4 protein-coding genes are annotated in these 5,570 nt (G+C 70.7%); 2 read left to right on the top strand and 2 right to left on the bottom strand.

Annotated elements, in window-relative coordinates:
* Positions 1-406: 406 nt before the first annotated feature.
* Positions 407-1,162, bottom strand: coding sequence for a precorrin-4 C(11)-methyltransferase (gene cobM, locus AB0H56_RS02355; protein WP_357156253.1), 756 nt, complete (start codon positions 1,160-1,162; stop codon positions 407-409).
* Between the two features lie 94 nt (positions 1,163-1,256).
* Between cobM and AB0H56_RS02350 the strand changes: the two genes are divergently transcribed.
* A complete protein-coding gene (locus tag AB0H56_RS02350; RefSeq protein WP_357156252.1) occupies positions 1,257-1,496 on the top strand; it encodes a type II toxin-antitoxin system prevent-host-death family antitoxin in 240 nt (79 codons plus the stop codon).
* Positions 1,493-1,933, top strand: coding sequence for a type II toxin-antitoxin system VapC family toxin (locus AB0H56_RS02345; RefSeq protein WP_357156250.1), 441 nt, complete (start codon positions 1,493-1,495; stop codon positions 1,931-1,933). The genes AB0H56_RS02350 and AB0H56_RS02345 overlap by 4 nt, the downstream gene beginning before the upstream one ends.
* Positions 1,934-1,967: 34 nt before the next feature.
* On the opposite strand, the gene AB0H56_RS02340 is transcribed toward AB0H56_RS02345, so the two are convergent.
* Positions 1,968-5,435 (bottom strand): Ig-like domain-containing protein, encoded by a 3,468-nt coding sequence (locus AB0H56_RS02340; RefSeq protein WP_357156249.1) that lies wholly within the window; start codon positions 5,433-5,435, stop codon positions 1,968-1,970.
* Positions 5,436-5,570: the final 135 nt, after the last annotated feature.

The following is a 5,570-nucleotide window of genomic DNA, read 5'->3' as shown; positions in this document are numbered from 1 at the left end:
CCCAAACCTCGCTTCCGGAACACCTGGGCAGGCGCTCCCCGACGACACCGGAACGCAGGCGCCTCAGCCAGAACTAGCGTGGCGCCTGCGTCTCGGGTTCAATTCTCGAAATCAATCAGGCAAAAAATGTCCATTGGCACTATCTGTCAGGCCGTCCGGTCTTGTTACATGGCCGAGACCATGCTCATGACCGCCGGACCGGCAGCGCCGGTGTGCTCGTCGCAAACCATCGCACCAATCTACCGGTGCGCTCGCCCGGCAACCAACCACCTCCATAGCTGTCACGCATCGGGCCAGGTAAGCCCCCCGACGGCAGTTTGCTGACGCTTGTCGGTGTTCTCACATCGTTCGGCGACCCATTCGAGAGCACGGGAATCGAGGCGTAGATCACACCAACCGGTCGGTGTCAGCTTATCGGCGGACGGACCCGCGCCGGGTCGTAAAGGTGGGACTGGGCGCAGCGGATTCCGGTGGCCATGGCTCGGCCGACGAGGACGATCGCGGCCTGGCGGAGGCCGGCGGACTCGACCTGGTCGGCGATGTCGGTGAGGGTGCCGCGCAGGACGAGTTGTTCGGGCTGGCTGGCGCGGTAGACGACGGCGACGGGGCAGTCGGGACCGTAGTCGGCGGACAGTTCCTCGGCCAGGGGGCGGATGCGGGTGATCGCCAGGTGCAGGGCGAGGGTGGCGCCGGTGGCGGCGAAATTCGCGAGGGCTTCGCCGGGTGGCATGGCGGTGGAGCGGGCCTGGGTGCGGGTCAGGACCACCGATTGGACGACTTCGGGGACGGTCAGTTCGGCGCCGAGAACGGCCGCCGCGGCCGCGTAGGCGGGCACGCCGGGGGTGATGTCCCAGGGGATGCCGTGCGCGTCGAGACGCCGGGTCTGCTCGGTGACGGCCGAGTACAGCGACGGGTCACCCGAACACAGGCGGGCCACGTCCTTGCCGGCCGCGTGCGCGCCGACGAGATGCGCGGTGATCTGGTCCAGGTCCAGACCCTGGGTATCGATCAACTCCGCCTCGGGCGCGCAATGCGTCAGCACCTCGGGATCGAGATAGGTTCCCGCGTACAGACAGACCGGGCTCTCCCGCAGCAGATTCACCGCGCGCACCGTGAGCAGATCGGCCGCGCCGGGGCCGGCCCCGATGAAGTGCACAGTCATGACGCGCGAGTCTACGTGGCAGGTTCGGCTGTCACTCCTGGACCGTGACACGCATCGCTGGCATTATGTAGGTACATACCTACGGAGGCTCGACATGACCCGTATGAGCGCACGTGATCTGAACCGTGATGTCAGCGCCGCCAAGCGCGCGGCTCTGCAAGGTCCCGTCTTCATCACCGATCGAGGCGAGGAGGCCTTCGTCCTGTTGTCGATCGAGGAGTATCACCGGCTGCGAGCAGACAGTCAGGATCTCGTCGCGCGGCTGAGCATGGAGGATGACGTCGAATTCGACCCGCCCCAGCTCGAGATTCGCCTGCGGGATGCCGGCCTGTGACCTATCTACTCGATACGAATGTCATCAGCGAACTGCGTAAGCCCGAGCGATCCGCGAACCCCGACGTGCGCGCCTGGATCAGAGCGCGGCGGCCGTCCGAGCTCTATCTGAGCGCGATCACGATCCTCGAGCTCGAGATCGGTGTCGGGAGAGTCGAACGTCGCGACTCCGCCCAGGGCAAGCGCCTTCGGACTTGGCTGGAAGAAGCGGTACTCGGCGGATTCACCAACCGAATTCTTCCGTTCGATCTGTCGGCCGCGCGTACCGCGGCGAGATTCCACGTTCCCGATCCGCGTCCCGAACGCGACGCGATGATCGCCGCGACCGCGATCGAACATCAAATGACGGTGGTCACCCGCAACACCAAGGACTTCGCGGCGCTCGACGTTCTACTGGTCAACCCTTGGGAGGCCGCCCCGGCATCCGGCGATATGTGACGAAGCGGCCGCCTCGAGGTCGGCGAAGCGGACCTCAGCTCATCGCGGTGCGCACGAAGGTGGAGGCGAGGTGGAGGTTGTTGGCCGGGTTCATGTCGGTGCTCGTGGTCGAGGCGTGCAGGAACGAGGTGATCAGGGACAGGCGACGGGGTGCCTCGAAGACGACGGTGTAGGTCCTCGTCTCGCCCGCTTCCAGGGTCGGGAGGCGGAACCGGAGGTGGGTCGGTCGGGTCTCGCCGCCGCCGGGATCGAGCAGCCGGGCCCAACCCTGGGTCGAGAGTCTGGCTTCGACGCCGCTCGCCTGCCTGCCGCCGACATTGGTGACGGTGACCGTCGCCGTCACCCGCGAGCCGGGGTCGGCCGTGCGCGGCACGTCCAGGTGGACGCCGACGTCGGCCGGATGGTCGCCCGGTGACTGGCCCGCCTTCAGCACCCACAGCGTCATCGTGCCGCGGCTCGGCGCCACGCCCGCAGCGCTGTCGCCGGAGTAGTCGGCGGTGACCAGATGGGTGCCGAACCCGAGGTGCGAGACGTCGACGTCGCGGGCGATGGCGATGCCGTTGTCGACGGGGACCGGCGCGCCGAGCGGCTTGCCGTCGGCGGAGAACTGGACGGTGCCGGTGTCGATCTCGCCGGCGGGGTCGCGGGTCACCGTGGCGGTGAGGTCGAGCTGTTCGAAGTAGGTGACCGGGTTGTGGTTCGCGCTCACCGTCGTCGTCGAGGTGGCGGAGTAGACGGTGAGTTCGGCGCGGCCGGTCGACTGTTCGTAGACCTCGTCACCGAGATAGTGCGCCTCGACCGTGCCCGAGCCCGCCCGCAGCGGCGGTGAACTCGCCGTGCCGTCCGCGCCGATGGCCACGGGGTCGCCCAGCGGGGAACCGTTCTGCGAGAACTGGATCGCGCCGGTGGGGTTCGGCGCGTCCGGCTTCGGTGCAGGCACGGTGACGGTGGCGCCGACGACCGCGCCGGCCAGCACCGGCGGCGGTGGCAGGGTCAGATGGACCTCGGTGGGCACCTTCACCGTCTGCACCAGCACCCCGACACTGCCGAAGACCGGCGCGAAGACCCGGCTCGGATCGTCGGCCAGATACGTCGCGAGCACGTGGTGGGCACCGGCCCGCAGACCGTCGATCGCGGGCAGCGTCGCGACACCGTCGACCAGTTCGATCGGCCCCGGCGTCGCGACACCGTCGATCTCGAAGCGCACGTGCCCCTCGGGCGTCCCGAACGCGGGGGTGGTGCCCGGCTTCTGACTCACCTTCGCGCTGAAGCTGACCGGCTCGCCGACCTGGGCGAGGTGGTTCGGCGCGCTCGTGGTCACCTCGATCTCGGTCGGCACCTGGTCGTCGTGCAGCCGGAACACCGCGCCGCCGATCAGGTGGGCCGGGTCGTCGGTGGCCGAGGCGTCGACGAGGAATCCGCCGGGCAGTTCGCCCTGCCGGGTCGCGTCCAGCGCGGACAGGTTCACCTCGGCGTAGCCGTCGGCGTCGGTGGTCGCCCGGATGGTCTCGCTGCCGTTGTCGAACACGGCGGCGGGCGGTTGACCGGCGGGCATGGCGAAGGTGATCGACTTGCCCGCCTGCGGTCCGTGGATCGCGTCGACGAACCGCACGCGCAGCGGTTCGGCGAACGGCTGGCCCGAGTAGGCGCTCTGGCTGTTGCCCGAGATCAGCTCCACCCGGCTGCGTTTCGAGGGGATCGGCACGATCAGCTGGACCTTGCCCTCGTTGAGCCGATTCCGATTGCCGTGGCTGCCGTCGGGCCCGTTGTAGAAGTGCGGCGGCTGGTTCGCGACGCTGTCGACGACGGACTCACCGCCGCCACCGCCACCGCCGCCGCCGTCGTTGCCGTCCTGCGCGCCGTGGCCCTTGCCGCCGCCGTGGCTGCCGCCGCCACCGCCGCCACCACCGCCACCGGTGGAGCTGCCGGTGGCGTGCCCGCCGTGCGTGCCGCGCTCGCTGCCGCCCTCGCCACCGAAGCCACCACCGAAGCCGCCGCTGGTGCCGTCACCCGGCTGGGGTCCGCCGCTGCCGCCGTCGCCACCACCCGCGCTGAAGCCGTTGCCACCGCCGCCACCGCCGCCACCCGCGACGACGATCGGCCGGTTCTCCGACGACGGCCGGGTGCCGCAGTCGGCGCCGTTCTGGCTCACCGCCGACGCGCCGCCGCCGCCCGCGCCGCTGTAGGACGCACCGGAATCGGCGGTGCCGCGATCGCCGCCGACCCCGTAGCCCCAGCCGCCGTCGGGCCCGCCGTAGTGGCCGACATCGATCTTCAGCTGTTTGCGCTCCTGCACGGCGATCACCGCCTGCACCCCGCTGCCCGCACCACCGGTGCCGACATCGCCGAAGTCGTGCCCGCCGCCCGCACCCGACCCGCCGAGCACATCGGCGAAGATCTCGTCGACGCCGTCGCCGACGCAGTAGTACTGCGCGGAGTCGCCGTGCACGCCGAAGGTCGTGGTGCGGACGCCGTCGGCCGAGGTGAGGAACAGGACGTACCCGTCGCCGGAGACCGAGGCGGTGGTCACGCTCGCCTTCGACAGACTCGGCGACGCGTACGAGGTGCCTCCGCCGCCGCCCGCGCCACCGGCGCCGGGCGCCGCGTGCGGGCCGTGCGAGATCGGCGTCTCCGGTGCCGCAGCGCCGCCGCAGCCGCCGCCCTGCCCGGCACCGCCGAGGTAGCCGCCGCCACCACCGCCACCGCCACCACCGCCGCCGGTCTTGTCGAACGTGTGGCCCGCGCCGCCCGTGCGCGGACCACCGCAGGTGAGCCCGCTCGGCGTGGTGCCCGCCGGATTGTTCTGGCCCGCGCCGCCGGTCCACGGCGGGCCCTCCTGCCACCCGACCGCCGCGCTGCCGTCGCCACCGTCGCCGCCGTCGCGGCGCGAGCCGCCACCGCAGTAGAAGAAGGTCGAATCCTGCACGGGCGACACGGAATAGCAGTCGGGCGCGTTGCCGCCCGCCCCGCCACCGCCGCCCGCGACCAGCACCGGCGCGTCGCCGGGTCCGAGCACGGCCGAGGCGCCACCGCCGCCACCACCGTCCCAGCCGCTCGAGTAGACCGTGCCGAAGTTCGTCAGCTGATCGACGGCCTCGCCCCTGGCGCCGCCGGACGCGTACGGCGAGAAGCCGCCGTTCTCGCCACCCGCGCACCCGACCTGCACCTGGAACTCCTGCTCCGGGGTCACCCGCAGGCCGCCGCTGACCTGCCCGCCGAGTCCGCCGATGCCGGTGAAGTTCGGATTCGGCGTCTGCCCCTGCCCGCCGACCGCTTCGATGTAGAGACTCGTGGTGCCCGCGGGCACCCGGTAGGTCTGGGTCCGGTCGGAGCAATAGAACACGTCGATCGACAGGCCGGATTCCGGGTCGTCGAAATGGTCGGATGTGCGCGCGGCGGCCGGGCCGGGCGGCTGGGACCGCGCGAGAGTCGCGGTGCCGAGGACCAGTACCACACCGAGAAAAGCGGCCATCCACGCGTGAGCCGCAGCCCGTCCGGCCATGCCAGAACTCCGTTCGCCAGCGCCGTTGCTTACGAAACTTGCCGAAACGGTAGCGGTGGTTGTCGCCTCAACCCGCCAGCGACGCGCATATTTCTGCAGGTCATCGCGGCTGTGGCCAGTTCAGATTCCCGGTCG

The organism is Nocardia sp. NPDC050717, assembly GCF_040654275.1.
In the GTDB taxonomy this organism is placed as follows: Bacteria; Actinomycetota; Actinomycetes; order Mycobacteriales; family Mycobacteriaceae; genus Nocardia.
The sequence above is the reverse complement of the archived record's forward strand: the minus strand, read 5'-3'. Positions and strand labels throughout refer to the sequence as shown.